The sequence below is a fragment of the Undibacterium sp. Xuan67W genome, assembly GCF_049340165.1.
In the GTDB taxonomy this organism is placed as follows: Bacteria; Pseudomonadota; Gammaproteobacteria; order Burkholderiales; family Burkholderiaceae_D; genus Undibacterium.
Window position 1 is genome coordinate 209,288 of record NZ_JBMPPN010000001.1, and the last position, 26,207, is coordinate 235,494.

The window sequence follows — 26,207 nt, forward strand, 5'->3', positions numbered from 1 at the left end:
GCGCATCAGGAAGAGCTGCCGTAAGCCTGAGATAAGCTACCGAAAAGATAACTGAGCTTACCGGCCTGTGACGCAAGGATCCGTAACCATTTAAATGATGACAGAGGTTTAAACACCAGCAAAATGATCACCAGCAACGCAGCAATGACTAATTGCATTAACGCCCGGCTCGCCAGATACGCCGCACGTAAACTGCGTGCATGTCCCTGCTGCATCGCAAGCTCCGTCCGCATAAACAATTGTCCGGTCCTGTAAGAGCGATGTACCAGCCATTTGGGTTGAGCACGATCGAGCGGTATCCATTCATATACAGGTGCTTCATCACACCACACCATGCGCGCCCCGCCTGCGCCTAGCTGGCGAAACAAAATAGAATCTTCTCCTCCTGTCTTGCCATAGGCAGCATCAAACGGCCCACTCGGGCCGCTATTGGGTGAACTTACAGCGTCGTCACATAAGCGCATCAATGCGCTTCTACGTATCAATACGTTACCGCTGCGGGCATCAGTCTCTGTAACAGTCGTTCCGGTGACCAGACGACGCCGGTCAAAATAGCCACCCTGCTTTAACCAGTTGGCTACGCCGTCGGCGTATTCAGCGAGTACAGGAGCGAAGACCAGATCGGCGCTATATTGTTGTTGTGTATTCATGAGTTGAGAAAGCCAGGTCGGCTCTGGACGCTCGTCATCATCAACGAACACAATCCATTCACCCGATGCTGCGTGAACTGCGGCATTTCTTGCCAGTGAAATATTTGACTCAGTTAGTGCGACGGGTGTCAGACGGTCACCGAATTGTGACGCAGCTTCGGACAACACAGCGCTTGCAGATTGAGCAGGATCATTATCGACGACGACGACCTGAATAGTCAGATGCGTAATGTCTTGCTGAAGAATCGCGTCAAGTAAAGCGCGCAGCAATACTGGACGGCGAAATGTACAGATACAAATACTGATATCAAGCATATCTGCCATCAGGAGAATAGAGTTGCGCGTATTTTTTTCCACCAGCCCGTTGCAACCTCATTCGTTATCCGGTTATCTTCAGACTGATTGTAAACAGTGCCAACTATGTCGACACCGGCAACCTGAAGATCTGCCATGGTTTGCTTGAGCGCATCGAGTTGCGTCTTATCTTTCTTTGCCAGAACCAGCGCTGCACCTACCTGATAGGCGACAATCTGCGCATCGGAGGCAAGCGATGCAGCATGCGTGTCAACGATAAATGCATCGAACTGATCCCAACAAGTTGCCAGTACATTCTGGACATTAGGCGCGCGCAATATCTCTAAGGGATTCGGAGGCTTAGGACCCGCTGGCAAAATGTGCAGATTCGGCATTAGCTGAATGAGCGCACTCTCTAACGTAATACGACCAGCCAATACCGACGACAAACCATCGGGACGATCCAGACCAAAATATTTTTCCTGTGCCGAATGACGTAAATCAGCGTCTACCAATAAAGTCCGTTTACCTGATTGAGACAGCGCAATGGCAAGACTAGCCGCCATATAGCTCTTGCCCTCGCCTTGAGCGGGACTAGCGATGACTAACTTAATTTTGTCCTGATGCTCAAACTTAAGTAGTAGTTCGCTACGCAAGCGCCGGATTTCTTCCGCTTCCAGACAAAATGGATAGTGCAATATATTGAGTGAAGGATGCGCCGTTCCAATCAACAAATCCTTTGATGCATAACCGAATTGTTCACCGAGCGCCAGATCAAGCTGACCTTGTATCAGCAATCCTAAAGACAATGCCGCATCGCCGAACCGCAGATTTTTTTCTATCTGAGTTCGGGCAATCTGTTCGATCTGCGCCTTGGTGAGTAAGCCTTTTTCAAGAAACAGTTCACCTAAACGGCCAATTTTTGGCATGGCGACATCTTCGCCTTGCGCTGTCGTAATAACCAGATGCTCTGACGGAAACTTATCCATAAAAGCCTCTTAATTGATTGTTATTTTTTATTGCAGTTTGCTGATCAAATAGTTTTTCAGCAAAGCCAACTTTGGCTAATACTGGAACATCGAATTCTCTTTCCAGATCATCGACACAGCGTATCTTACGCTGAGACAATTCGAGTAAAAATGCGACGCTGAATCCAAGCAAGACGCCAGCGATCATGCCAAAAATTAAGTTATTGCGCAGCAGAGGTTTGGACTGGCGCTCAGGCAATTCTGCCCAGCGCATCACCGATGCATTGGAGATCACTACGTTGCTTGTCATCAGCAATTCATCAAATTTTTGGATAGCAGCGTTATAGATTTTTTGGACGCTGTCCAGCTGACGCTGGTAGGAGCTGATGACGTCACGATGCTGTTTATTTTCCAATGTGCGCTTTTGGTAGCCTGCAAGATCTGCTTCAATGACTTTCTCTTGCTGCATAAACCGGTATTCATTTGCTTTGAGCGCATCGACTGCGGTAGCTGACTCTTTTTGCAAGCGCTCATTGAGAGATTTAATTTCTTCCTCAATCGCAATGTAACGCGGATGCCTGGCACCTATTGAGGTTCTGGCATTGGCAAGCTGCATTTCCAGCGCACTGATACTCGCTTTCAAGCCAGATATATTGCCGATCCCGGCGATCTCTGGAATGTCAGCACCGCGATTACCGTTACTCATCAAGCGCTCCATGGATTGACGTTTTGCCTGCGCCTCGATTCTAGCAAGTTGAACGTCGACCAGTCTTGCGCTGAGATTACCCATTTGTTTGGAGTCCAGATCTGAACGCTCGTCTGTGTCAATAATCTGATGTTCCTGCTGATAGGCCGTCAGTTTTTTTTGCAAATCATCCATCTGACGACTCATATTTTCCAACTGCGCATTGTATTGATCTCTCCTGGCACGAGCCGGAGCATTCATCATTTCCAGTGACAAATCCATATACGACTTGACCACGGCATTGACGACATCCTTGGCATGCTGCGGATCACCGGACGCATATTCAAGCTCAACAACCCGGCTGCTTTTGTGCGGCGTGACATCAATATTCTTTACGATGTCTTCAGCAAGAGCGCGCAATCCACGCTGTTGTCCGTATTTTTTGATATACCGCTGTCCCGTAGTGCTATCTTCCAGCTTCAGCGAGGCGATAACACGCTCCGCGACTTGAACACTCTTGATCACGTCAAACTGGGTTTGCAGGTAACTTTCATCCTGCATAGGATGAAATTGACGGCCACCGATGGGATCATTGATGCGGTAGTCGATATACACATCGGCAGACGCAATATAGGTTTTTGGTAAGAGCATGCTCGCGATCGCCGCTACTGCTACGGCCAATATCACGATAGCAGCAATAAGCATACGACGGGCACGCAACATCGCACCAATCTGAGCAAAAGAGAGTAGTAAATCGCCGGTCGAGTTTTGCTTCATGATCCAGCCACTTTAAAACAATCGTTCATTGATAAACAGCACATCACCTGGCAACACCTGATCGGTAATTTTTGCAGGAATTTCTTTTGTTCCGCCATCCTCTGTTTTTCGATAGATTGTCATACGGCGCGTTGATCCTCGCTCAGTGACTCCGCCACCGATCGACAGTACACGCATGACAGTCAGTTCTTCTTCGATGGGATAGTTACCGGGTTTTCTGACTTCACCGTACACATAAAAAGTCTTTTGCGACGAAACGAATAAGACGTCATTTGGCAATATTTTCTGGTTCAGCTTGTCCGGTGTCTGTGTCGTCTGCGGGTCAATTCTCAAGGGAATATAGTCCACCGTCTCAGCCTCAGCTTGGCCTTTGCTACGGCGCATAAGACTGATGCCTTTGTCAGCACGGTTGTTCAGGCCTCCCGCCAGACTCAGCGCATCTAAGAGCGTCAGTTGATTCGGCAAGGGATAACGCCCGGGCCTTTGCACCTCACCGAGCACAGAAAACGTTCGGCTGAGTTGCTGCAAGACTTTAATTGCCACCTTGGGACTGCGAACATATTGCCCTTGCTCCAGTCTGTTCGCAAAGAGAACAGCGACTTCTGCTGGAGTTTTCCCCTTGGTATCGATGACGCCGACCAGAGGTAAAGTGATTACACCGCTTTCTCCGACGGTCACATCGGAAGTCAGATCCGGTTGACCAAATACGGTAACCAACAACTGATCCCCCTCACCGATCACTTCACGTGCAGAAGTCAGATTATCTGCGGTTTGTATTGAGCCTTGTATTGGACTTTGAATTTGCTCTTGCTTCGCCGTGTCTTGCATCGCTGCAGGCGAATTATCCTTCGCTGCAAGAATGGCATTTTCCGGTGCTATCCGATCAACTAACTTAAGTTGTAGCTGCGGTTGTAGCTGCGGTCGTATCGTCGGTTGTAGCGGTGCAACGGATAGCATTTTGGACTGAGTATCGATTGCAGGCTGGGCGAGGACAGACAGACACAGACAACTCAGTAACAAACAAGTGAATGTTTGAACTCGTGAAAGGCAGTTGGTCCGACGAAAAAGTGAAAAACTCATCTAAATAAGTGCCTGACATTAAAAGAACTCAATTCTATCTTGCAATAATAAAAGAGGTTGCAAATTTTTGTCATGAAAACAAGCTGCTCAACAAAGCAATTCCCGAACAAGATATGACACAATCAAAAGACAAATTTGATAACAATAATTAACTTTTGATTGATTGTTGATTCTATGCAAACTAAGTTAACATAAGCAAAGCTTTCTCGTTTGCACGAAAAGATCCGACCGATCAGCTATTCACTCGAGAATACAAGGTACTCGCATGACACACTCGCCGACACAATCCGAATTTACTTCCATACAAAGCATCCAGGTACCGCATCCTCCGACCTATCCTGTGCGCGTTGTACCGCTGGTCATTATTGCACCGGTTCGTGACGAGGCAGACCTGATCCAACTAACATTGGATTCGATGGTAAAACAAACCGTCAGACCCATTGAGTGGGTGATTGTTGATGATGGCTCACGCGATGCGACGCCAGATATCGTCAGAGCCTACGCAGAAAAATACAGCTTCATCCGTTTGGTCCAAAGACCGGACCGCGGATTTCGTAAAGTCGGCGGCGGCGTCGTCGCTGCATTCAAGTATGGGATTAGCCAGATACAACATAGCGACTATCAATATATAGCAAAACTCGATGGCGATATGTCATTTGGCTCACGCTACCTCGAAACCATGTTCGGCAAGTTTGAAGAAAATAACAAGCTTGCCGCAGTTTCTGGAAAAGTGTATCGCGAGGAGCAGGGTCAACAAATAGAAGAATTCATTATTGATGAACATGTTGCCGGACAATTCAAGCTTTATCGTCGTGATGCCTTTGAAGAAATTGGCGGTTTTGTCGAGGAAGTAATGTGGGATGGCATCGACGTTCATTCAGCGCGGATGAAGGGCTGGTCAACCATGAGTTTTTACCACCCCGATGCAATCCTGATGCATCATCGCCTGATGGGCTCTTCGGATAAAAATGTGTATCGTGGCCGTCTACGCTGGGGACGCGGCATCTGGTTCATGGGCTACCACCCGCTTTACGCCCTGGCATCAAGCGTATTCCGCATGCGAGAAAAACCGCTTGTCATCGGTGGCATCCTGATTATGGCAGGCTATCTTGGCGCCGCACTAAAAGGTGCACCGCGCTACGACAATCTGGAATTTCGCCGTCATCTGCATCAATGGCAGCTAGGTCAAATTAAAGGTCTGTTCATCAAAGGACAAAAATCTTGATCAAGATTATTCCGCTCATTAGCTCGTCAGTAAAGGGGCTAACTTTATGATGGGTCAGGTTTCTTACGGCAGAGGTACGCAACCGTCGCAGGTTATGACTGCGATGGTGGGTATCGCTTTTGGCGTTGCCGTTACGATGACCTTAGTTGCCATTATTGATTACTACGGCAACACGGATCTTGATGCCTTCGGCCTGCGTATTTTCATTGCCGGACTAGCTAGCATCATCGCGTTTTCCAGCCACAGATTACTTAATTCCTTGCAGGATCGCCGATTTTTTTCGCTTATTCCTACTCTGACTGTCCGGTGGTTAGTCGTGTTCACTCTGGTTTTAGTCAGTGCCTACGCAGACAAAAGCACCGAACGCCTCTCCCGTGTCGTGATGTTGACGTGGCTGGCAATTACACCTCTGTCCTTGATGCTGACAGCTGCCAGTATTCGTTTGTTTGGCGCCTTCTTTTACTCCAATCCAGCCAGACGCCGAAAAGCTGTTTTAATCTGGTCTAACTCGGCATGTGCTGACCTTGTCGATTCGTTGCGGAGAACACCTCTGGCAGCAATCGACGTGGTTGGATTTTTTGATAACCGAAATGATTCCCGTCCACCGAGCGGCTTGACACGGCTAGGTAATCTTGATGACGTAACGGAATGGCTGGTCGATCCAAAAACAGGCCGATTAACAGTAGATGTTGTCTTTATTGGGCTCAACACAAAAGAGCCTCCGGAACTCGCTGAGATTATCGCGATTCTTCAAGACAGTACAGTATCGACTTATTTTGTACCTGAGTCCTTGATTTTTGGTATGCCTGGAATACAGTTACGAGAAATGGCGGGCAAGCCCGTCCTGGCCTCAACTGAGACGCCATTTATCGGCTTAGCCGCACTACCGAAACGCATACTGGATTTAATGGGGGCGAGCCTGGGATTAATCCTGCTGTCTCCGTTACTCACGACGGTCGCCATCGGTGTAAAACTCAGTTCACCCGGCCCGATTTTCTTCAAACAAAAACGCTATGGCGTTGCAGGTAAACCGATCAGCATCTACAAATTCCGCAGCATGAAAGATCATAATTCTGAAGGGCCAGTTATTCAGGCCACTCAGAGGGATAACCGTGTCACGAGTTTTGGACGTTTCATCAGAAGTACATCTATTGATGAATTACCTCAGCTGTTTAATGTGCTGATTGGAAATATGAGCTTGGTCGGACCACGCCCGCATGCTGTTGAGCATAACGAGCTATACCGCAAGCTGGTTCACGGTTATATGTTGCGACACAAAATCAAGCCCGGCATCACCGGCTGGGCGCAGGTCAACGGTTTCCGCGGTGAAACGGAAACTCTGGAAAAAATGCAGCGTCGTGTAGATCTCGATTTATATTATATTCAGCACTGGTCAGTCTGGCTGGATCTCGTGATTCTGTGGAAAACCGTAGGTGTTTTATTCGGCGATAAGAACGCTTATTGAGGTTTATTGAATGCCTGCAAGAGTAGCTTAATATTGGCAACACATGCGACGTGCACTATCTGGCGATGATCTGATTTAACTCTTTGCGATTGCCGGAAAAATACGATTCCCAGCTTTGATCCAGACCGTTCTCAATAACTGCCTCGACCTGCATGGCGAGGGAACTATGGGTAATCGTTTTAAACACAAATAGTCGGTATACATGTGAAAGTTTCAGCAGTTCCGGGTTGGCCAGCATGACCCAGCGTTCTGCACCTTCATTGAGTTTTTTCCACCATACCAGTCTGGTCGTTTGTGGTGACTCGGATGCTACTCTAGCTACCCAGCCAACTTCCAGCATTTGTTCCAGCAACCCATCAATTTCGTCCAACCCGAATCTCGTCTTGACCCGGATAGTAGCAACATCGACCGCCGCTCCCTCGTTGGCATTGCGTGCTTCATATAAGACTCTGAGAATGTCGATCGCATCGATAAACGCGCTGCCCGGCGCCGGACTGTGCCACCAGCGCTCGTATTTAACTATCGGCAAAGCAGCAGCAATCACTGCGCCAATTAGAGTAATCAGCCACGATAAGTAGATCCATACCAAAAAAATAGGTACGGCAGCCAAGGCGCCGTACACCACGGTATAGGTCGGGAATTTGGTCACAAATACGGCGAAGATACGCTTTGCGATCTCAAAAGCAATCGCGGCAAACAAACCTCCCCACGCCGCATCATGCCAGTCGACAGTCCGGTTAGGCACTGCGAGATACAGCAGGCTAAAAGCAACGGTGGTAAAAAACACCGAAACTAAAGTATAAAAAACACCACCGATAAACGGAACTGCACCAACCACACCGCTGGTTGCCGTAAACAGGTAAGAGGTAATCGTAATAGATACACCAATCAACAGTGGCCCAAGTGTCACAATAGCCCAATATACCAACACTCTCTGAGTCCATGGTCTGCTACGCTTTACTTGCCAGATTTGATTAAACGATTTATCAATCATCGCCATGGTAGTAACCGCCGTGACCATCAAGGCGACACCACCAACGGCAGACAGCCGGGTCGCTTTAGTAGCAAATTGAGTGAGATAGCCAAGTATCGTGCTGGAGATATCTTTCGGCATCAGACTCTTTATGAAATAAGCCTCCAGTGAGGTTCTGAATGTATTGAACAAAGGAAAAGCGGTAAAAATTGCTAAAGCAATCGTCAGAATAGGCACCAAAGCCAATACTGTCGTAAACGTCAGACTACCTGCCACCTGTGGCAGGCGCCCTTCACGCAAACGCTGGTTGGCAAATAAAAATAAATTGCGAACCTGACTCCAGGAAAACTTACGCATAAAATTCTTTGTCCCTACATTACTTACCAATAACATCACCATCTCAACCAATCACAACAAAATATAATTAAAAATTACGTCAACAATTTCATAAATAATACGCACTAAGTCAGTAAGTACATTAGCAGGTATATCCATTCATGGTTACAGACGAAAAGCCCCATATAATAGCAAGCATGAACTCTCAACAACTAAGCATTCTCGTTTTATATTATTCACGCCACGGCAGCACCCGAAAAATAGCGGAATATATTGCCCAGGGTATCGAAAGCGTCCACGGTTGCGATGCCCGCTTACGCACTGTGCCCGCAGTATCTGCGGTAACGCATGCCACTGAACCTGAAATACCGAATGATGGCGCACCCTATGTCGAATTAGCTGACCTGAATGAATGTGATGGACTGGCATTGGGCTCCCCTACCCGCTTCGGCAATATGGCTGGTGCCATGAAATATTTTTGGGATGGCACAGCAACGGATTGGCTTTCAGGAACATTAAGCGGAAAACCTGCGTGTGTATTCACCTCTACCGGTAGCATGCATGGTGGACAGGAATCGACGTTACTATCAATGATGCTACCTCTCATGCACCACGGCATGGTACTGCTGGGAATTCCGTACAGCCATCCTGAATTGATGTTGACAAGCACAGGCGGCAGCCCTTACGGCGCAAGCCATTGGGCGGGTATCGATGGAAAAACTGCGATCTCTGATGACAGTAAAAAACTTGCAATTGCTCTTGGCCGACGCTTGGCAGAGACAGCAAAAAAATTGAAAGCGTCCGTGTGAACACATCCCGACAATCTGTTTATTACTACCTGACGTGCGGCAGTTTAATCGCCTTGATTGTATTGCTGATCCTATGGGAAACCGTATTAGCGCCGCTGAGACCCGGCGGCTCCTGGATGGTGTTAAAAGTGATTCCTATATTGATTCCATTACGTGGCATCTTAAAGAAACAAATTTATACGATGCAATGGTCGTCTATGCTGATACTACTGTATTTTACAGAAGGTGTAGTTCGGGTCTATAGTGATAAGGCGTGGCTATCCAGCGTACTGGCCGGACTGGAAGTCGTCCTGACTGTTTTGTTCTTTTTTTCTGCTATTTTCTATCTCAAGCCACATAAAAAAGCAGCTAAAGCAGCCCAAATAACTTCCCAAGATCAACTCAAAGCAGAGTAAATCTGATGAATCATTTCCTGAGCCGGTGTGAGCAAGTTATTGGTAAAGAGAACATCATACTCAATGAAACTGAGGGACAAGCTTATGTCACGGACTGGCGTAAGCGCTTCAAAGGTAAAGCACTGGCAATACTGCGTCCTGGAACAACGGAACAAGTCGCGCAGCTCGTCAAACTATGTAATACCCACATGGTTGCGATTGTGCCTCAAGGTGGCAACACTGGCCTGGTATTAGGTAGCGTACCCGATCAAAGTGGCAAACAGATTGTGATGTCATTGACCCGTTTAAAGCAAATACGCCAGATTAACCCGGTTAACAACACGCTAACAGCAGAAGCTGGATGCCTGCTCGCAGAGGTACAATATGCTGCCGAGCAAATACAACGGCTATTTCCATTGTCTCTGGCATCAGAAGGTAGCTGCACAATCGGCGGTAATCTCTCCACAAACGCGGGAGGCACAGCGGTGCTGCGATATGGAAATGCTCGCGAATTATGCCTCGGTCTGGAAGTGGTAACAGCGAACGGCGAAATCTGGAATGGTTTACGCGGTCTAAGAAAAGACAATACAGGATATGATTTACGCGACCTCTACATAGGAGCAGAGGGTACCCTAGGCATTATCACAGCAGCCGTTTTAAAACTATATCCGCAACCCAAATCACAAGTTACAGCGCTGGCAGCCGTCGCATCACCTGACGCCGCACTCTCTTTACTCACTCTTGCTCAAGAACATGCTGGCGCGACATTGACTGCATTTGAATTAATGTCTTCAATGTGCGTTAACTTGGTTCGGCAACATTTTCCTCATATCGCTATACCGGCTCTCGTCCCGTCCCCTGAATATGTATTGCTGGAAATCTCCGATCATGAGTCTGAGCTACAGGCGAGTACTCTCCTGGAAAATTTGCTGAATAGCGCAATAGAAAAAAATATCGTCACAGACGCCGTCATTGCCACATCGATTCAGCAGTCAAAAGGCATATGGCATCTGCGTGAGCATATTTCTATGGCGCAAGCTGCTGAAGGAAAGAACATCAAACACGATGTCTCCCTCCCTATTTCGGAAATTGCCGGCTTTGTAGCATCAACAAATATCCTGCTTCAGGAATCCTTTGCAGGATGCCGGATGGTGATATTTGGCCATCTCGGTGACGGGAACTTACATTACAACGTATCCCCGCCAAAGGACATGCCAGACAGTTCTTTCATTCTGTACCAGGCCTCAATTAATCAAATTGTGCATGACAATGTGCACCGTTTCGGCGGTTCGATTTCAGCAGAACACGGGATAGGTATGCTCAAAAAAGAAGAACTACTTCGCTACAAGTCTCCGATAGAAATGCAATTAATGCGCAGTATTAAGATGGCGTTAGATCCGGACAATTTAATGAATCCTGGAAAAATTCTCTAATTTCACTCATTTCTCAAATTAATACGGACAAAAAATGATCCATAGTTCGCCGAAAAAATTACTATTGATGTGTCTGACGATGCTGACATTCATCAGTACATCACAAGCCCAAACCTATAAATGCGACGTGAATGGCAGCGTCAGTTATAGCCAGACTCCCTGTATCGCCAGCGCAAAACAATCTGTCATGGATACACCCGCGGCTATCCCGCCTTACTCTGAAAAAACAGCAAAAGAAATTGCCGCTAAAGAAAAAAACGAAGCCAATCAACTTGCGCAGTCTCGTCACAAAGCAGAAAAAAAAAACGATAGGGAAATGAAGGCCATTGCCGCTCGTAACGCTAAGAAAAAACAGCAATGCGACGCACAGCAATTAAAAATAAAATGGGCAAAAGAAGATCTAGCGAATGCAAAACCTAAGGCAGAATCACAAGCTAGGCGAAAAGTAAAAAGAGCTACCGAAAAGGCAGCTCTCGTTTGCGGAAAATAAGTTGCGGTACCAGAATACTGGAATCAATACAGTTCTCAGAATTCTTCCCAGTCAGCATCTGTTTTTTCACTACGACTTGATTTGCTGGAACTCTGATTAGATGTTGGAGCAGGTTTTGCCGAAATTTTCAGTGTTGCTGCTTGCGATGATTTTTTCTCTGGCTTTTTATCTACCCGCTTTGTCGTCACTGCCAGTGCCGCCGATGCCACATCCGATGTTTTGAAAACTCGGACTGTTTGCGCCAAAGCCTGAGCCTGTTCCTCCATACTCTCTGCCGCTGCCGCTGCTTGCTCTACCAACGCTGCATTCTGTTGCGTCATTTCGTCCATCTGGGTAATGGCAAGATTGACTTGTTCAATCCCCGCACTTTGTTCCTGGCTCGCTGCAGTAATTTCGCTCATGATGTCGGCGACATGCTGGACACTGGTGACAATTTCGTCCATGGTCTTGCCTGCTTCGTCGACTAGTTTGCCGCCTTGTTCTACTTTGTCGACGGAGTCGTCAATCAGGGCTTTGATTTCTTTGGCGGCACTGGCGCTGCGTTGAGCTAAGTTGCGTACCTCTGAGGCGACAACGGCGAATCCACGCCCTTGTTCGCCAGCTCTGGCGGCTTCGACGGCCGCATTGAGGGCGAGGATGTTGGTCTGGAAGGCGATACTGTCGATGACGCTGATGATGTCGACTATCTTGCGGGAGCTGTCTTTGATGGAGCCCATGGTGTTGACGACTTGACCTACGACGGCGCCTCCTTTGACTGCGACACTGGAGGCGGAGACGACGAGCTGGTTGGCTTGTCTGGCGTTGTCGGCATTTTGACGAACGGTACTGGTGAGTTCTTCCATGGAGCTGGCTGTTTCTTCGAGCGAGCTGGCTTGTGATTCGGTTCTGCTCGATAGATCGGCATTCCCTGATGCAATCTCTTGGGATGCTACTGTGATCGTCTCAGTTCCCTGTTTGATTTGCGAAACAGTGTCGATCAGATTAGTCTGCATCAGCTTCAGCGATTGCAGGAGATCGCCGATCTCGTCACTGACGTCAATCTGGATATCATTGGTCAGGTCTCCACTAGCAATATGATCTGCCACACTGGCGGCACGTTTAATCGGGAGAGAAATGGTGCGGGTAATATACCATGCAGCAAAAATACCAATAGCCAGAATGATGAAACCAACCACAATCATACTAGTCATTGAGACGCGATAATTGACCTGCGATTCATCGTAGGTCAATTTCATTGCCTCTCTCTGTTGCTGCGCTAACTCAGTGAGCGCAACCATCCATTTTTCATGTGGAATGCCAAATTCAGTTTGCAATAAGGACGCCGCATCAAAGTAATTTCCCTCTGCGACGAAAGATTTGATTTTATTCACGAGCGACATCACCATTTGCTTTTGTTCAAAGGCTTTTCCCAGAGTCGTCTTGCCGTCTTGTCCTTCTATTAGTTTTTTTGCCAGTTCCTCGGATTTATTGTAACTGTCGAGGATCTGAATTAATTTTTTTGTTTCTCTTTCCGCCTCTGCCACATCAGTTGGAGCTGTCATTTTTCTCAACACAAGAGAAAGCGCCCGACCTTGTTCTCGCATTTCAGTCGCCGCACTCAAACTAGCGACTTTATTATTAAATATATAGTCAAGGGATCCGTGCTGCTGACTTAAGCGAAATATTCCTAAAGCTAGCAAGCCAAGTGCAAATAAAAGCACCAAACCAAATCCAAGTGTTAGACGGGTACCGATTCTGATGTTCGAGAGCAGTTTCATATAACCCTTTATGAAATATACAATGTATTCGCGATGTCGTTGGAAAACGTATTTCCAGATAGCTGATGTAGGGAACAGTGCACTGAGAACCCCAAAAAAACTGCGTTGCGCCTGAAGAACTTGTCTCTTTTTTCTGATTAGACACGATGTATCTATTACTCAATAGTATCACTGGAGAAATAAAACTTTTCAGCGCAATGAACTCAACTGATTAAATTTTTTTCTCTGCACAATTAGTTCGTTTTTAACACTCATCTATCATTCAATATCAAACAAGGCAAAATGTTCCTGCCTTAGTTTAATTGAAGCCAGGATTATTTTAAATATGTAAAAAAATTTTAGGGAAAAACCGACGTAAAACACACACAAGTACCAGTAAACTCTAGAGGCATATTACTACTTCAATAAATATGGCTTATTTGGATGCGGGTAAGAATGTAGCAGCGAGAAATTCCACATCAATATATGCCCGCTTTAAAAATAGGGGCAAGTAGCATAAGAAGAAACTTTTGAGGATTACGAGGTGATACAGAAATGACCGCGCAATAGCGCTGCAAGCGATAACGCGACGAAACTTGGGGTACTAATAAGCAAAAAGCCCAGTCAAAAAACTGGGCTTAGTACTTAATTTCATTGGCCTGCCCAGCAGGAATCGAACCTGCGACCCCGAGCTTAGAAGGCTCGTGCTCTATCCAACTGAGCTATGGACAGGTCGTTTGGATACGCATCACACAAGATGCGATGCATAAAAACAGAAGGCTGAATAGTACATGGAATACCATCCATATTCAAGAATGAAAGCCATTCCAGACGCAATTAAACTCTATTTGGGAGCAATAATATCCGCTAACTGGCGGGCATAACGATTTGCCATATCCAAATCAACCGCCTCAACCATGACACGAACTAAAGGCTCCGTTCCAGAGGCGCGAATCAAGACACGGCCTTTATCACCCATTTCAGTTTCCGCACGTTTTTTTTCACTCACGGCGAGTGGATTTTTTTGCCAGTCAAAACCAGCAGAGACTTTTACATTAATCAGTACCTGAGGAAAAAGATGTAATTGCTCAAAGCATTGATCCAAGGTTTTATTATTGCGGCGCAAAGCAGAAAGCACCTGCAAGGCAGAGACAATTCCATCCCCTGTCGTGTGTTTATCCAGACACAGCAAGTGACCGGAACCTTCACCACCTAATAACCATCCATGCTCTTGCATTTGTTCAAGCACATAACGATCGCCGACCTTAGCCCGGACAAAACCAACACCAAGTTCTTTCAGCGCCAGTTCTACTGCCATATTCGTCATTAAAGTACCGACCACCCCCTTGACCGGGCCAATCGCCAACCGATCCATGACCATCAAATACAAGAGTTGATCGCCATTGTAAATTTTACCGTTCTTGTCGACCATGACCAGCCGATCCGCATCTCCGTCGAGGGCAATACCCAGATCAGCATGATTTGCTCTCACAGCTAAGGCTAATGCATCCGGCGCAGTTGCACCGACCTTATCGTTAATATTAAATCCGTTTGGCTGATTACCGATGGAGATGACTTCGGCACCTAGTTCGTGGAAGACATGGGGAGCAATATCGTAGGCTGCACCGTGAGCGCAATCAACTACAATTTTTAATCCGCGCAAATCCAATTCGTTTGGATAGGTACTTTTACAAAATTCGATATACCTTCCGTTAGCATCTCGCAAACGATGTGCCTTACCTAGCAAATCTGAACTCACACAGTCCATTGTGCGCTCGAGTTCAGCCTCAATCGCCAGCTCGACTTCATCAGGCAATTTGTTTCCCTGGGCAGAAAAGAATTTAATACCGTTGTCGTAATATGGATTGTGAGAAGCCGATATCACAACACCAGCAGACAAACGCAAAGCACGGGTCAGATAAGCAACGGCGGGCGTTGGCATAGGACCTGACAACATCACATCGACACCAGCTGCCGCAAATCCGGCCTCTAGTGAGGCCTCTAACATATACCCAGATACTCTCGTATCTTTACCGATCAGCACGGTCGGTTTAGACTCACCAACATGGCCGTTTTGCGCAAGAACTTTACCTGCTGCATAACCTAAACGCATTACGAAATCAGGAGTAATTGGTGATACACCGACTTTGCCTCGAATACCATCGGTACCAAAATATCTTCTCGTCATTTTTATTCTCTTTATGTAATTACATATCCAATTGATTATTGAACTACTTAACCATCTAATTACTTAATGCTTGCCATACTTTGATGGCATCGATCGTTCCGGCAACATCATGCACCCGTACAATCTTTGCTCCATGAGCGATGGCCGCTAATGCTGCGGCCAAGCTTGCCGCCTGGCGATGTTCAACATGCTTTCCAGTAATCGTTCCCAACATGGATTTGCGCGATAAGCCGGCAAGGAGCGGTAAACCAAGCTTAGTCTGAAATTGAGCAATATTTTTTAACATCGAAATATTATGCTCTAGAGTTTTTCCAAAACCAAACCCAGGGTCGATGCAAAGGCGTGAATTCTCTATGCCAACCTTATTAAAAGCAGTCAGGCGCTCCTCCAAAAACAATGTAACCTCTTCGTTGACATCCTCATACTGAGGGCGTTGCTGCATGTCTGTGGGGGAATTTTGCATATGCATCACACATAAGCCGACATCACTTGCTGCGACTGTAGTGACAGCACCTTCAGACCGGAATCCATTGATGTCATTAACCATATCGGCACCGGCAAGTATCGCCTCACGCATGACTTCAGTTTTATAGGTATCAATTGACAGAGGTTTGCCGCAGTCACGCAAAGCGTAAATAATCGGCATCACCCGGTCTAGCTCTTCATTCAGAGAAACCGTGGCTGAGCCTGGCCGGGTAGACTCCCCACCTATATCAATAATGTCAACGCCATCCTGAATCATTTGCTCTGCATGAGACATTGCGCCGTCAAGTGCCTGGAACTGTCCGCCATCAGAAAACGAATCTGGCGTTACATTCAGGATACCCAACACAATCGGTCGAAATTGACTTCCCCGCAAAGGAAAGCGATACCGTCCGCAATCAAAAAAATTATTCATATATATAAAAAAATTAGGGCGAGAATCACTTCTCACCCTAAACCAAATTAAACATATTTCACCAGATAAATCTTAGGCTGGTGCCGTCGCATTAGGAGACACACCACCAGAACTTGAATCTGAAGGTGTTTTTCTAGTGGACTGGCCTGGCTTCGGCGGGCGAGGGTCAATACCGCTCATGATGTCATTAATCTGATCCGCATCAATCGTTTCCCAATCCAGCAACGCCTTAGTCATTGCCTCAACCTTGTCACGATTTTCTTCCAACAATTTTCGTGATAACGCATATTGAGTATCCAGAATACTACGGATCTCCGCGTCGACTTTTTGCTGCGTTACTTCAGAAATTGTTTTAGAAGGGCCGCCGAAGTAACCTTCACTTTGACTGTCCTCATACACCATCACACCCATGCTATCGGACATACCAAAACGAGTCACCATCGCACGTGCCAGTTTGGTTGCACGAGAAAAGTCATTTGATGCACCAGTCGACATTTGTCCGACAAAAATCTCTTCAGCGATACGACCACCAAACAAAATTGAAATTTCTTCCAGCATTTTGTCTTTATAACCGCTAATCTGGTCATGCTCAGGTAACTGCCAAGTCAACCCCAATGCAAAACCACGCGGCATGATGGTGACCTTATGCACAGGATCTGCTTTGGGCAATAGCTTTGCGACAACTGCATGGCCAGACTCGTGGTAAGCGGTATTACGACGTTCATCTTCCCGCATCACCATAGATTTACGCTCTGGACCCATGAATATTTTGTCTTTTGCATCTTCGAAATCCAGCATCTCCACCAGACGCTTATTACGGCGCGCAGCAAATAATGCGGCTTCATTCACCAAATTCGCCAGGTCAGCACCAGACATACCAGGGGTTCCTCGAGCCAGGATATCTGCCTTGACATCAGTACTAATAGGAACCTTGCGCATGTGTACATTCAAAATTTGTTCGCGACCACGAATATCCGGCAAGCCAACAGAAACCTGACGATCAAAACGACCTGGACGCAATAAGGCTTTATCTAATACGTCAGCACGGTTAGTCGCGGCGATCACGATCACACCGGAATTAGCCTCAAAGCCATCCATCTCCACCAACATTTGATTCAATGTTTGTTCGCGCTCATCATTCCCACCGCCCATACCGGCACCGCGATGGCGTCCGACAGCATCAATCTCATCAATAAAGATAATACATGGTGCGTGTTTTTTCGCGTTTTCAAACATATCCCGAACGCGGGAAGCACCTACACCGACAAACATTTCGACAAAGTCAGAACCTGAAATAGTAAAAAAAGGCACCTTTGCTTCGCCGGCAATTGCACGTGCCAGCAAGGTTTTACCTGTACCTGGAGGACCTACCATTAATACGCCACGAGGGATACGCCCACCAAGTTTTTGAAATTTGCTTGGATCGCGCAAGAAATCGACGATTTCACCAACCTCTTCTTTCGCTTCATCGCAACCGGCGACATCGGCAAAAGTGACGTTATTATTGGTGTCATCCAGCATTCTGGCTTTGGACTTACCAAAAGAAAAAGCACCGCCCTTACCGCCGCCTTGCATCTGGCGCATAAAGAATACCCAAACGCCGATCAGCAGCAACATCGGGAACCATGAAATAAACACCTGCGACAAGAACGATTGTTCTTCAGGCGGTTTATTATCAAATTTAATTCCATTGTTTACCAGATCACCAACCAGACCGCGATCAAATATAGTCAGTTGAGATTTGATTTTTTTACCGTCCAGTGTCGTCGCTGTGACAGTACGGTTTGCATCATCAATCGTTGCGTCCTTGATGTGTTTAGCACGAACCTCATCCAGGAACTCGGAATATGGCATTGCGGAGGCACCAGAAGAAATGCCCTTATCAAACTGTTTGAACACAGTAAAAAGCACCAAGGCTATAACGACCCAAATGGCTGCTTTTGAAAACATATTATTCACGAGAACTCCTTGGACGTATAAGCACGCCTGTACACACTGTAATTTTGCATTTTACCCGCATTGGATAGAGCTTGCTAGAGCGCATATGCAGCCCACTTTGATGATTATCAAGGTCTGATTGGCGGGCAATTTAGCTATTTTTGATCTATTTAAGTATTTTTAGTCATTTTTCAGCCCGCGACCGAGCAAAAATATCTCAGATGACTTGTCTTTGCTGGCTTTGGGTTTTTTACTTGTGACGGTTTTAAATTGCGTTTTAAACATCGTCACGATCGTATTGTAGGCTGGACCATGAAAGCACTTCACCAGCAAAGCTCCGGTCGGTTTCAGGTGCGCGTTAGAAAATTCCACTGCCAACTCAAGAATATATTCGATACGTGCGGCATCCACAGTAGAATTACCGGATAGATTAGGTGCCATGTCAGATAAAACAAGATCTAATTTACGACCTTGCAATTTAGCTTCCAGTTGACTCAGTACCTCTTCTTCACGGAAGTCACCCTGGATAAATTGGACATCAGCAATGGGATCCATTGGCAATAAGTCCAGTGCAAAAATCTCCCCCAAGATACCGCCGCCGTCTTTGCCAGCTAATTTATTGCGGACATATTGCGACCAACTACCTGGTGTTGCTCCTAAATCGACGATAATCTGTCCCGGCTTGATCAATTTTTCCGCTTCATCGATTTCCTTCAGCTTATAAACGGCACGCGCACGATAACCTTCCTTCTGTGCCAATTTGACATAAGGATCGTTAATATGGTCGTGCACCCAATTTTGATTGAATTTATTTTTTGCCATTCGCGTAAAATACTGCTTTTAAAGGAATTTATATGTTGAAACTCACGCCCGCTGAACGTAGCGAATTGCGCTCCGAAGCCCATGCCCTGAAACCTATCGTTCTGATCGGTGAAGCCGGTTTATCGCCCGCCGTGATGAAAGAAATCGATGCTGGTCTCAGCTCACATGGATTGATTAAAGTACGCGTATTTGGCGATGACCGCGAAGCACGCGTTACGATGTATGACACGATTTGCGAGTCGCTCAAAGCAGCGCCGGTCCAGCATATCGGTAAATTACTGGTTCTTTATCGCCCTAAAGTCGACGGCATCAAAGAAACCAAGTTAGTTAAAAAAGGTAAAGGTATGCGTGAGGTTACGATCGTTAAACCTAGCGCTAGCGGCACCAAAAAACCTACGGTTTCGAAAGTCATGGTTAAAGGCAATGAGCGCGTCACACAAGGTGGTTCGATCAAGCGTGCTAAACCACGTCAATCCAGCGCGAAGAAATCTGCTTTGGGTAATGCCTGATCATACAGCAAATGCAGCATTTCGCTGCAAATCAATAAAAGACCAGACCTTGATCAGTCTGGTCTTTTTTTATTTAGATGTACAACACATCCAGCACTTCGTACTCACGAACACCGGCAGGTGCCTGAACACCGACGACGTCGCCGACATATTTACCGATCAAGGCGCGTGCGATCGGTGAACTGATTGAAACTTTACTTAGTTTGATATCAGCCTCATCGTCACCAACGATCTGATAACTGACTTTTTGCTCTGTTTCGAGATCTTCCAAACGCACTGTTGCACCAAACACGACACGACCTTCTGCATCCAGAGTCGAAGGATCGATAATTTGTGCGGCGCTGAGCTTACCTTCTAATTCAGCAATACGTCCCTCAATAAAACTCTGACGCTCTTTTGCCGCATCATATTCAGCATTTTCTGACAAATCGCCCTGAGCACGCGCTTCAGCAATAGCGTTAATGACGTCTGGACGCTCTTTCGTCTTCAAATTATGCAATTCTTGCTTCAGCAATTCTGCGCCGAACTTAGTAAGAGGTACTGTACTCATTTCATTCACACTCATAAAGTAAAAATACAGAGGCCACATCTGGCATCCGGACTGGACACCGTCTGTGACCTCTGTATCGAAGTTTAAGCTATTTGCTTAGTGTAAGGTTTTATGCAGACCTTGTAAATCATAGACATGCAATTCATCCAGATGACGCATACCCTGCACTGCTGCCTCAGCTCCTGCAATTGTCGTATACGTGGGCACACGAGCAGCTAACGATGACACGCGAATGGCACGTGAATCGGTAATTGCACTACGCTTCTCTTCGACTGTGTTGATGACCAGAGCGATTTCGTGGTTCTTGATGATATCAACTACGTGCGGACGACCTTCAGCGACTTTATTAATCGTGCCAACAGGTATACCTGCCGCGGCAATCGCTGCGGCCGTACCCTTTGTCGCCACTACGCTAAAGCCCATCTCGACCAGATCAGCTGCAACCTTAACTGCCCGCGGCTTGTCACTTCCCTTGACACTCAGGAACACCTTGCCTGATGTCGGCAACTTGATGCTGGCACCGAGTTGCGATTTCACAAAAGCTTCGCCAAACGTCTTGCCAACACCCATAACTTCGCCTGTGGACTTCATCTCTGGTCCAAGAATCGTATCTACCCCCGGGAATTTGACGAATGGGAATACGGCTTCTTTGACGCTGAAATAAGATGGCACAACTTCTTTGTGAATGCCTTGCGAAGCCAGTGATTGCCCTACCATGCAACGCGCGGCAATTTTAGCTAACTGCAAGCCTGTAACTTTAGAAACATAAGGCACCGTGCGGGATGCGCGCGGATTCACCTCCAGTACATAGACAACGTCTTTACCATCCTGCTGCTGAATCGCAAACTGCACATTCATCAAACCGACGACATTCAAACCTTTTGCCATCAAGGACGTCTGGCGTTTCAGCTCGTCAATCGTGTCGGCTGCCAGAGAATATGGCGGCAATGAGCATGCTGAGTCACCAGAGTGCACGCCAGCCTGCTCGATATGCTCCATCACACCACCGATGAAGGTATGCTCACCATCTGAAATACAGTCAACATCCACCTCAATTGCATCATTCAGGAAACGATCCAGCAACACAGGGGAATCATGCGACACCTTGACGGCTTCACGCATGTAGCGCTCAAGATCACGTTGTTCATGCACAATCTCCATGGCACGCCCACCCAATACATACGATGGACGAACTACCAGCGGATAACCGATCTCCTGCGCCAGAGCCAAGGCCTGCTCTTCAGTGCGCGCGGTACGATTTGGTGGTTGACGCAAACCTAAGGTATGCAACATTTGCTGGAAACGCTCGCGGTCTTCTGCGGCATCAATCATGTCTGGTGAGGTACCGATGATCGGCACGCCATTCGCCTCCAGATCCAGGGCAAGTTTCAAAGGCGTCTGTCCGCCGTATTGAACAATTACGCCAACTGGTTTTTCTTTATCGACTATCTCGAGTACATCTTCCAATGTCAGCGGCTCAAAATACAAACGATCCGATGTGTCGTAGTCCGTAGAGACTGTTTCGGGATTGCAGTTAACCATGATCGTCTCATAGCCATCTTCACGCATTGCAAACGCCGCATGTACGCAGCAATAATCGAATTCAATACCTTGACCGATACGGTTAGGACCACCGCCCAGCACCATGATTTTTTTCTTATCCGTCGGTGCAGATTCACACTCTTCTTCATACGTTGAATACATGTACGCAGTCTTGGTTGCGAATTCTGCGGCACAGGTATCTACACGTTTATAAACAGGACGGATATTCAGCGCATGACGACGTTCGCGCACTGCCTTATCCGTTGTTTTCAACAATTTTGCGAGACGGCGGTCAGAGAAGCCTTTTTGCTTGATTTTTAACAGCACTTCTTTATCGAGACTATCCAAAGTCTGATGATCCAGCCACAATTCGATATCAACGATATCTTTGATCTGCGCAAGGAACCATGGATCAATATGCGTCAATTGATGCACTTCTTCAAGCGTAAAACCGAGACCGAATGCATCACCGACATACCATATACGATCCGGACCAGGCTCACCAAGTTCCTCCTCGATCACTTCACGATCCAGAGTTTTCTGGTTCATCCCGTCTACACCGACTTCCAGGCCGCGCAGGGCTTTCTGGAAAGACTCCTGGAACGTACGACCAATCGCCATGACTTCACCGACCGATTTCATTTGCGTCGTTAAGTGACTATCGGCCTGAGGAAATTTTTCAAAAGCAAAACGCGGTATTTTAGTTACCACGTAATCGATGGATGGCTCAAAAGAAGCTGGTGTTGCACCGCCCGTAATTTCATTGCGCAGCTCATCGAGAGTAAAGCCAACCGCCAGCTTCGCCGCGATTTTGGCAATCGGGAACCCGGTTGCCTTAGACGCTAATGCAGACGAACGCGATACACGCGGATTCATCTCAATCACGATCATGCGGCCATCCGCCGGATTGATGGAAAACTGCACATTAGAGCCGCCAGTATCCACCCCAATTTCACGCAAAACTGCCAGTGAGGCGTTCCGCATGATTTGATATTCTTTATCTGTCAGCGTTTGCGCCGGCGCTACCGTAATTGAGTCACCAGTGTGTACACCCATCGGATCCAGATTTTCAATCGAGCACACGATAATGCAGTTATCGGCTTTATCGCGCACGACTTCCATTTCGTATTCTTTCCAACCAATTAATGATTCTTCAATCAGTAGTTCATTGGTTGGCGATGCTTCAAGACCACGCTTGCAAATCGTTTCAAACTCTTCTTCGTTATAAGCGATACCGCCGCCCGTGCCGCCCATAGTGAACGATGGGCGAATGATGACCGGGAAACCCAGCGTGCGCTGTACAGCCCACGATTCTTCCATGGTATGCGACACACCGGAACGGGCCGAACCCAGGCCGATCTTGGTCATCGCATCTTTAAACTTGGAACGGTCTTCGGCCTTATCAATCGCCTCTGGCGAGGCACCGATCAATTCGCAATTATATTTGCTTAAGATACCGTGTTTGTGCAAATCCAGCGCACAATTCAATGCTGTCTGGCCACCCATTGTCGGCAGAATCGCATCTGGTTTTTCTTTCGCAATAATACGCTCAACGACTTGCCATGTAATCGGTTCAATGTAGGTGACATCCGCCATTTCCGGGTCTGTCATGATCGTTGCGGGATTGCTATTCACCAGGATGACTCTGTATCCCTCTTCGCGCAAGGCTTTACAAGCCTGTGCACCCGAATAATCGAACTCACATGCTTGTCCGATAATGATAGGACCAGCACCAATAATCAGAATACTTTTTATATCGAGACGTTTAGGCATTTTTATTTTTCTCCTGTTTTTGCCTGCGCTTTTGCGGCACTCATTAATTGGGTAAAGCGGTCAAACAGGTAGGCGATATCATGCGGTCCTGGCGATGCTTCAGGATGTCCCTGAAAACAAAATGCCGGTTTGTCAGTACGCGCAAAGCCTTGCAAGGAACCATCAAACAAGGACACATGCGTCACGCGGCAATTTGCTGGCAGTGAGGCAGAATCAACGGCGAAGCCGTGGTTTTGTGATGTGATCAACACCTGCTTGGTGTCTAAATCCTGTACCGGATGATTCGCACCATGATGGCCGAACTTCATCTTCAGAGTTTTAGCACCAGACGCCAGCGCCATAATTTGATGACCAAGACAAATACCGAAAGTCGGAATACCTTTTTCGATCAGTTCTCTGGCGGCGGCAATCGCATAGTCACACGGCTCTGGATCACCAGGACCATTTGACAAAAATACGCCATCAGGATTAAGTGCCAGCACATCAGCAGCCGAAGACTGAGCAGGCAACACCGTCACTTTGCAACCACGCTGCGCGAGCATACGCAAGATATTGCGTTTAACACCGAAGTCGAAAGCCACCACATGAAATTGCGGATCAGTCAGCTCACCATAACCCTGACCGAGCGTCCATTCTGCCTCAGTCCAGTTGTAAGACTTGGCGGTCGATACGACTTTCGCCAGATCCATTCCTGATAAACCAGGAAATGACTTCGCTAACGCGATAGCTTTTTCTGCATCGCTACCAACCAGAATAGCGCCGCCCTGCGCGCCTTTTTCACGCAAAATCCGCGTTAATTTACGCGTATCGATACCGGCGATGGCTACGATGTTTTGCGACTTAAGATAATCGGCAAGGGATTGTTCGGAGCGGAAATTCGATACCAGCAGCGGTAAATCTTTGATAATCAGACCAGCCGCATGAATTTTGTCAGACTCGACATCTTCTGTGTTCACACCAGTATTACCGATATGCGGATAAGTCAGGGTAACGATCTGGGAGCTATAGCTTGGGTCCGTCAGGATTTCCTGATAACCCGTCATAGAAGTATTGAAAACGACTTCACCGATGGTATGCCCGGAAGCGCCTATGGATATACCGGTAAAAATTGTCCCGTCTGCGAGGGCAAGAATGGCGATGGCATCTTGTTGGGGACGTAAAGACTGCGGAAATGGCAGCAAGGGTAACTCCTGTATTGTTACCGTCGCTACGCTGCGCCGAAATACTCGTCATGAATGCCCACGCACAATCTTCGCGTAGCTGGGGACGATTTTAAGGTGCGATGTGGATTTGGGTATGCGATACGACGGGATTTGGATTGGCTAAACCCTAGAATTATAGCGCAAATACGCCTCTCAGGCAAACCAGAATCTTAGAAAAAGGGCGCAAATCACATGGATCACCATGCCAATTTGCGCCCTTCTGCTTTAAATGCCCTGCTACACCTGACAGCCAATCAATCAGCTTATCAGTCTGTTAGCGAGAGTTTGATCGCACAGAATATCAACCCTGCAAGGCGGCAATGCCAGCCTTTGCAATCTGCGCATCTTCTGACGACTTAACACCCGAAACGCCAACAGCACCTACACAATGTCCGTTCACCATAATTGGCACGCCACCCTCCAGCATGCCTTCAATGTACGGTGCACTCAAGAAAGAGAAGCGACCATTATTAATAATATCTTCATAAATTTTGGACTCACGACGACCAAGCGCTGCTGTAGTTGCCTTGGCAGGCGCGATTTGGGCGGAGATAGGCGCCACGCCATCCAAACGCTGCAGCCACATTAAATGACCGCCGTCGTCGACAATCGCAATGACAACTGCCCAGGAATTCGCCTTAGCCTCAGCCTCTGCTGCTGCCGCAATTGTCTTTACATCGTCCAAAGTTAATACGGGTTTAGTTTGCATCATTATCTCCATATTGAAATGTGAGCGGATTGTACGTCAAGCCAGTTCGCTTAAGTATACAAACTGTTTTAACAATTTAATCAGTTTCCAGTCAGTATTTCGCTCCAAATGCATCCCCAAATAAGTATCATTTAGTTAATTATTACAATTGACGAGTTTACATTCCGCAATAGTTCGCTTAAAGTTGGGCGGTTTTTCCAACCAGGTGCATCGATGCTAATACCAATTTCCCGACATTCAAGGAAAGCAAAATTAGTCCTTACTGTACTACTCGCCAGCGCCCTGCAGCTTACTCTCTGCACATCTAGTCAAGCCGCAGAAAACCCCTTCCCAGAGTCATCTACCGCCTACCTGAAACTTCAGGAGCTCCGTGAACGCGCCTCCAACCTAACGGTCAAGGCAATGGATATGCTGGGGATACGCTATAAACGTGGTGGCAATACACCTGAAAACGGCCTTGATTGCAGTGGCTTTGTAAGACTGGTTTTTAAAGATGCGCTGGGTGCCGAATTACCGAGAACCTCACATGAGATCAGCAAGGTCGGGGAAACCGTAGAGCAAAAAGATTTACAACCTGGCGATCTGGTATTTTATAACACGCTGCGCCGAGGCTTCTCTCACGTAGGCATTTATCTCGGGGATAACAAGTTTATTCACTCACCGTCCGCTGGCGGACAAGTGCGGATAGAGAGCATGGACATCGCGTATTGGAAAAAACGCTTTAACGGCGCCAGACGAATCAACGAAGAAGAGAAGAAGCAAGATAGCAAGCCTTAAACTT

At 47.1% G+C, this 26,207-nt stretch carries 22 protein-coding genes and 1 tRNA gene; 8 read left to right on the forward strand and 15 right to left on the reverse strand.

Annotation, left to right across the window (positions count from 1 at the left end; all coding sequences use genetic code 11):
• Nucleotides 1-5 precede the first annotated feature (5 nt).
• The 4 genes from ACO0LE_RS00970 to ACO0LE_RS00985 are packed head-to-tail and all read right to left on the reverse strand — an operon-like array spanning nt 6 to nt 4,331.
• Nucleotides 6-974 (reverse strand): glycosyltransferase, encoded by a 969-nt coding sequence (locus tag ACO0LE_RS00970; RefSeq protein WP_422958550.1) that lies wholly within the window; start codon nt 972-974, stop codon nt 6-8.
• Complete coding sequence (locus tag ACO0LE_RS00975) at nt 974-1,933, reverse strand: polysaccharide biosynthesis tyrosine autokinase (RefSeq protein WP_422958551.1); 960 nt, start codon at nt 1,931-1,933, stop codon at nt 974-976. Before ACO0LE_RS00975 ends, ACO0LE_RS00970 begins: the two co-directional genes overlap by 1 nt.
• On the reverse strand, nt 1,926-3,374 hold the full coding sequence (locus ACO0LE_RS00980) for a Wzz/FepE/Etk N-terminal domain-containing protein (protein ID WP_422958552.1): 1,449 nt from the start codon (nt 3,372-3,374) through the stop codon (nt 1,926-1,928). Before ACO0LE_RS00980 ends, ACO0LE_RS00975 begins: the two co-directional genes overlap by 8 nt.
• 12 nt (nt 3,375-3,386) lie before the next feature.
• Nucleotides 3,387-4,331 carry an SLBB domain-containing protein gene (locus tag ACO0LE_RS00985; protein WP_422958553.1) on the reverse strand — a complete coding sequence of 315 codons (945 nt, stop codon included), beginning with the start codon at nt 4,329-4,331 and terminating at the stop codon, nt 3,387-3,389.
• 388 nt (nt 4,332-4,719) lie between these two features.
• On the opposite strand from ACO0LE_RS00985, the gene ACO0LE_RS00990 reads away from it, so the two are divergent.
• Together ACO0LE_RS00990 and ACO0LE_RS00995 are read left to right on the forward strand one after the other, a co-directional pair.
• Nucleotides 4,720-5,679 (forward strand): glycosyltransferase, encoded by a 960-nt coding sequence (locus ACO0LE_RS00990; RefSeq protein ID WP_422958554.1) that lies wholly within the window; start codon nt 4,720-4,722, stop codon nt 5,677-5,679.
• A gap of 46 nt (nt 5,680-5,725) precedes the next feature.
• Nucleotides 5,726-7,144: an undecaprenyl-phosphate glucose phosphotransferase gene (locus ACO0LE_RS00995; RefSeq protein ID WP_422958555.1), complete on the forward strand. Its 1,419-nt coding sequence runs from the start codon at nt 5,726-5,728 to the stop codon at nt 7,142-7,144.
• A gap of 55 nt (nt 7,145-7,199) precedes the next feature.
• On the opposite strand, the gene ACO0LE_RS01000 is transcribed toward ACO0LE_RS00995, so the two are convergent.
• Entirely contained in the window at nt 7,200-8,474 is a 1,275-nt protein-coding gene (locus tag ACO0LE_RS01000; RefSeq protein WP_422958556.1) for a YihY family inner membrane protein, read from the reverse strand.
• A gap of 176 nt (nt 8,475-8,650) precedes the next feature.
• On the opposite strand from ACO0LE_RS01000, the gene wrbA reads away from it, so the two are divergent.
• The 4 genes from wrbA to ACO0LE_RS01020 all read left to right on the forward strand — a co-directional run bounded on the left by wrbA (nt 8,651) and on the right by ACO0LE_RS01020 (nt 11,559).
• On the forward strand, nt 8,651-9,262 hold the full coding sequence (gene wrbA, locus ACO0LE_RS01005) for an NAD(P)H:quinone oxidoreductase (RefSeq protein WP_422958557.1): 612 nt from the start codon (nt 8,651-8,653) through the stop codon (nt 9,260-9,262).
• A complete protein-coding gene (locus ACO0LE_RS01010) occupies nt 9,259-9,657 on the forward strand; it encodes a DUF2069 domain-containing protein (protein ID WP_422958558.1) in 399 nt (132 codons plus the stop codon). Before wrbA ends, ACO0LE_RS01010 begins: the two co-directional genes overlap by 4 nt.
• A gap of 5 nt (nt 9,658-9,662) precedes the next feature.
• On the forward strand, nt 9,663-11,069 hold the full coding sequence (locus tag ACO0LE_RS01015) for an FAD-binding oxidoreductase (RefSeq protein ID WP_422958559.1): 1,407 nt from the start codon (nt 9,663-9,665) through the stop codon (nt 11,067-11,069).
• 79 nt (nt 11,070-11,148) lie between these two features.
• The gene (locus ACO0LE_RS01020; protein ID WP_422958688.1) at nt 11,149-11,559 is read left to right on the forward strand and encodes a hypothetical protein; all 411 of its coding nucleotides are present in this window, start codon (nt 11,149-11,151) and stop codon (nt 11,557-11,559) included.
• 35 nt (nt 11,560-11,594) lie between these two features.
• Here the strand turns inward: ACO0LE_RS01020 and ACO0LE_RS01025 are convergent, their stop codons facing one another.
• The 6 genes from ACO0LE_RS01025 to ACO0LE_RS01050 form a co-directional block, all read right to left on the reverse strand.
• Nucleotides 11,595-13,316: a methyl-accepting chemotaxis protein gene (locus tag ACO0LE_RS01025; RefSeq protein WP_422958560.1), complete on the reverse strand. Its 1,722-nt coding sequence runs from the start codon at nt 13,314-13,316 to the stop codon at nt 11,595-11,597.
• 634 nt (nt 13,317-13,950) lie between these two features.
• Nucleotides 13,951-14,027: transfer RNA gene (locus ACO0LE_RS01030), tRNA-Arg, on the reverse strand.
• A gap of 112 nt (nt 14,028-14,139) precedes the next feature.
• Nucleotides 14,140-15,483 carry a phosphoglucosamine mutase gene (gene glmM / locus ACO0LE_RS01035; RefSeq protein WP_422958561.1) on the reverse strand — a complete coding sequence of 448 codons (1,344 nt, stop codon included), beginning with the start codon at nt 15,481-15,483 and terminating at the stop codon, nt 14,140-14,142.
• Between the two features lie 55 nt (nt 15,484-15,538).
• Nucleotides 15,539-16,381 carry a dihydropteroate synthase gene (gene folP, locus ACO0LE_RS01040; RefSeq protein WP_422958562.1) on the reverse strand — a complete coding sequence of 281 codons (843 nt, stop codon included), beginning with the start codon at nt 16,379-16,381 and terminating at the stop codon, nt 15,539-15,541.
• Nucleotides 16,382-16,453: 72 nt separating this feature from the next.
• A complete protein-coding gene (gene ftsH / locus ACO0LE_RS01045) occupies nt 16,454-18,340 on the reverse strand; it encodes an ATP-dependent zinc metalloprotease FtsH (RefSeq protein WP_422958563.1) in 1,887 nt (628 codons plus the stop codon).
• Between the two features lie 159 nt (nt 18,341-18,499).
• On the reverse strand, nt 18,500-19,141 hold the full coding sequence (locus tag ACO0LE_RS01050) for an RlmE family RNA methyltransferase (RefSeq protein WP_422958156.1): 642 nt from the start codon (nt 19,139-19,141) through the stop codon (nt 18,500-18,502).
• Between the two features lie 32 nt (nt 19,142-19,173).
• Here ACO0LE_RS01050 and ACO0LE_RS01055 point away from each other — a divergent pair, with 32 nt between their 5' ends.
• Complete coding sequence (locus ACO0LE_RS01055) at nt 19,174-19,650, forward strand: YhbY family RNA-binding protein (protein WP_422958155.1); 477 nt, start codon at nt 19,174-19,176, stop codon at nt 19,648-19,650.
• 73 nt (nt 19,651-19,723) lie between these two features.
• Here the strand turns inward: ACO0LE_RS01055 and greA are convergent, their stop codons facing one another.
• The 4 genes from greA to ACO0LE_RS01075 all read right to left on the reverse strand — a co-directional run bounded on the left by greA (nt 19,724) and on the right by ACO0LE_RS01075 (nt 25,426).
• A complete protein-coding gene (gene greA, locus ACO0LE_RS01060) occupies nt 19,724-20,200 on the reverse strand; it encodes a transcription elongation factor GreA (RefSeq protein ID WP_422958564.1) in 477 nt (158 codons plus the stop codon).
• A gap of 96 nt (nt 20,201-20,296) precedes the next feature.
• Nucleotides 20,297-23,515 carry a carbamoyl-phosphate synthase large subunit gene (gene carB / locus ACO0LE_RS01065; RefSeq protein ID WP_422958565.1) on the reverse strand — a complete coding sequence of 1,073 codons (3,219 nt, stop codon included), beginning with the start codon at nt 23,513-23,515 and terminating at the stop codon, nt 20,297-20,299.
• Nucleotides 23,516-23,517: 2 nt separating this feature from the next.
• A complete protein-coding gene (gene carA, locus ACO0LE_RS01070; RefSeq protein WP_422958689.1) occupies nt 23,518-24,693 on the reverse strand; it encodes a glutamine-hydrolyzing carbamoyl-phosphate synthase small subunit in 1,176 nt (391 codons plus the stop codon).
• A gap of 325 nt (nt 24,694-25,018) precedes the next feature.
• Complete coding sequence (locus tag ACO0LE_RS01075; RefSeq protein ID WP_422958566.1) at nt 25,019-25,426, reverse strand: GlcG/HbpS family heme-binding protein; 408 nt, start codon at nt 25,424-25,426, stop codon at nt 25,019-25,021.
• A 213-nt stretch (nt 25,427-25,639) separates the two neighbouring features.
• Between ACO0LE_RS01075 and ACO0LE_RS01080 the strand changes: the two genes are divergently transcribed.
• Nucleotides 25,640-26,203: a C40 family peptidase gene (locus ACO0LE_RS01080; protein ID WP_422958567.1), complete on the forward strand. Its 564-nt coding sequence runs from the start codon at nt 25,640-25,642 to the stop codon at nt 26,201-26,203.
• The last annotated feature ends 4 nt before the right edge of the window (nt 26,204-26,207 follow it).